4 protein-coding genes are annotated in these 2,966 nt (G+C 34.8%); 3 read left to right on the forward strand and 1 reads right to left on the reverse strand.

The window, feature by feature from the left end:
* The first annotated feature begins 360 nt into the window (after positions 1 to 360).
* The 3 genes from PHC28_RS18365 (at position 361) to PHC28_RS17685 (ending at position 2,517) form a co-directional block, all read left to right on the forward strand.
* Positions 361 to 702, forward strand: a complete 342-nt coding sequence (locus PHC28_RS18365; protein WP_367278066.1) for an Arm DNA-binding domain-containing protein — start codon at positions 361 to 363, stop codon at positions 700 to 702.
* A 24-nt stretch (positions 703 to 726) separates the two neighbouring features.
* Positions 727 to 1,608 carry a site-specific integrase gene (locus PHC28_RS17680; protein WP_367278067.1) on the forward strand — a complete coding sequence of 294 codons (882 nt, stop codon included), beginning with the start codon at positions 727 to 729 and terminating at the stop codon, positions 1,606 to 1,608.
* Positions 1,609 to 1,758: 150 nt separating this feature from the next.
* Positions 1,759 to 2,517: an RNA-binding domain-containing protein gene (locus PHC28_RS17685; RefSeq protein ID WP_300103631.1), complete on the forward strand. Its 759-nt coding sequence runs from the start codon at positions 1,759 to 1,761 to the stop codon at positions 2,515 to 2,517.
* Here PHC28_RS17685 and PHC28_RS17690 read toward each other — a convergent pair.
* Positions 2,467 to 2,760 carry a hypothetical protein gene (locus PHC28_RS17690; RefSeq protein ID WP_367278068.1) on the reverse strand — a complete coding sequence of 98 codons (294 nt, stop codon included), beginning with the start codon at positions 2,758 to 2,760 and terminating at the stop codon, positions 2,467 to 2,469. The two genes, PHC28_RS17685 and PHC28_RS17690, sit on opposite strands and share 51 nt — an antisense overlap.
* Positions 2,761 to 2,966: the final 206 nt, after the last annotated feature.

A 2,966-nucleotide genomic window follows, 5' to 3' on the forward strand; every position in this document is an offset into this window, starting at 1 on the left:
TAGTTTGAAGACTTTTGCACGTTGGACAACGCTTTTTTTTGAATTTGTCATAAATAAAAAAGTTTATTGAAACGAATTTCAATAAACTTTTGGAAACATCATATTTCATAATGCTTTACAGCATTTTTACCAACTATTTTTGACTATTAAACCTTTCTTTTTATCACATATCAAATTATTCATTTAATCTCAAAGTTTTGGTGTCTTTCGAGGTGTCACTTAATTTTAAAAATTCAAGTGACTCCTCTTACAGAAAACCACCAATACAACAAGATGTTCAACAACATATACAAAATATGTACATCTTGTGTGTAATTATTAGAACTATTAAATTTAATAATAACTAAAAGGTTACCACTTATGAACACTACTGTATCTGTTCTCTTTTACATTAAGAGGGCAAAAGTCAACAACGAGGGTATTTGCCCAATTTACACAAGAGTAACAATCCAATCTAAACGATTTGAGTTTAGTACAAACAAGTATATAAATCCTGAACGATGGTCAAGTGAAGGAACCAAAGTTAAGGGTACTAATGAGGAAGCTAGAACAATAAATAGTCATCTTGATTATTTAAAAAATCAAGTTTTGGAGGCAGAAAAAAGATTGTTCAAAAAAGACATCAAAGTCACAACTGAAAATTTTAAGAATGAATTGTTTGGAATTAAAGAATTCCAACGAATGCTTATTCCAATATTCTAGGATCATAACAACAAAGTCAAATCTTTGGTTGGTCAAGAATTTGCTCCAGGAACATTAGAACGCTATAAAACCTCATTGAAACATACCATTGAATTTCTTCAGTGGAAATATGCAGTTTCCGATATTGACATAAAAGAGATTGACCACGCTTTTATTACTGATTATGAATATTTTCTTAGAAGCGTCCGTAAATGCGCCAACAACACTGCGGTAAAGTACATCAAGAACTTCAAAAAAATAGTCAGGATTTGTATTTCTAACGGTTGGCTGGACAAAGATCCTTTTGCGAACTATAAATCAAAAGTCCGGGAGGTTGAAAGAGAATTTCTATCTCAAGAAGAAGTACAAACCATCTATTCCAAAAAATTTGCCACAGACAGATTAAATCTGGTTAGTGATATTTTCGTTTTCAGCTGCTTTACGGGCCTAGCTTACATTGATGTTAAAAACTTAACGCAATCCAATATTAGCCTTGGTATTGATGGTAAACGATGGATATTCACCCATCGTCAAAAAACCGAATCTCCTTCCAGAATACCATTGCTCCCTATTCCCGAAGAAATAATCCAAAAATATGTCAACCATCCACAATGTATATATGAAGACAGGCTATTACCTGTTCTAAGCAATCAGAAAATGAATAGCTATCTAAAGGAAATAGCTGATGTTTGCGGCATTAATAAAGAGCTAACCTTTCATATTGCCAGACACACTTTTGCAACGACCATAACCCTCACAAATGGCGTTCCAATCGAAAGTGTAAGCAAAATGCTCGGACATAAAAGTTTAAGAACTACCCAACATTATGCTAAGATTTTAGACAAAAAAGTAAGCGATGATATGGAATTATTAAAATCTAAATTAGGGAATTTAAAAAGTAATATCTCGAATGGAACTGATTTATGAGTTTGGTTGATCTAAAATACAACATCATAATGGGTTTGGTTATTAAAATAAAAAAATGCGCCATCAAGTGGACGCCTAAAAGGAATTTCTATACTAAGATTTTTATTATATTTGGTAAAGTCTAAGCAGACATTTTTAAACAAAAAAACTATGTTAACGAAAGAAATACTGCAATCCATAATCAGTTCAGGAGAAGGGCATACCTCTGAATTTAAAGTTAGCCTGCCTGCTAATCTAAAGGGCGTGGCTGAAGAAGTATGTGCCTTTGCAAATGCGTCTGGCGGCATTGTACTTATTGGTGTTGATGACAAAAACAAGATTGTGGGCGTAACAATAGATAATTCGAAGCGTTCAAGTTTGCAGAATATATTAGGTAAAATTTCTCCAAAACTTCCCTATGAATTTTATTTTATTGATGTCGATGGTAAAAATATTGCCGTCATTGATGTTCCTTCAGGAACCAATAAGCCTTATGTCTTGTCGGGCTCGATTTATTTAAGGCAGGGGGCTAATTCACAAAAGCTAACTTCTGCCGAAGAAATACGAAGCTTCTACCAACAATCAGATAAAATCTACTTTGATGAAGCACCCTGTACTGAAGTCGACATCGAGAAAGACATTCCTGTATCTCATATTGATGATTTTAAAGGGCGTGCGAACCTGAATCCTGCCATTGCTGAATTGCAAGTTTTGCAGAATCTAAAATTAATTACTCGTGATGGTTACCTCAAAAACGGTGCTGCATTATTCTTAGCCGAAGCACCCGATCGCTATTTTGAAAAAGCAGTCATTCGCTGTGTGCAGTTTGACGGTACGGATAAAAGATATATTATCGATGATAAGATGATGACCGGCACTTTATTGCAGCAGTATTTCAAAAGTCCGGTTGTAACCAAAATCACCCGGTAGCACAGTTGTTTCCTTACCATAAGTTCCGGATACCATAAATTGGGTTTGCCCAGAACCTCCAGAGATAGAGCCGTTGATGTTGGTGATTTTTGAAGTGCCTCCCATTAATTCTTTCTGCCAGTTAGTAGATCGGCTTTGGTCCCATATTCCATTAATGTCATAGGCGCTTTCCGGATATTCCGTTATGCCGTCGTTCGCAAATGCTTCGGCACGCATAGCAAGGTATTGTTCGGTGTTCATCATTTTCATAAAATGCGGTACGCTACCGGCTCCCCAATGTCATTAAGTTAAGGTTTTTTGATTGAAGATTAACGATTGCTGATTTCAGATTTTTGTGTTAGTAAATAAAAATCCTTCGATTTTACGTGTCTCGCACATCAGAAATCAAAAATCGTTAATCAAAAATATGCAATCAAATTTATCATTCTATCCTTAACTTAATGACATTG

This window comes from Flavobacterium sp. (assembly GCF_028712645.1).
In the GTDB taxonomy this organism is placed as follows: Bacteria; Bacteroidota; Bacteroidia; order Flavobacteriales; family Flavobacteriaceae; genus Flavobacterium.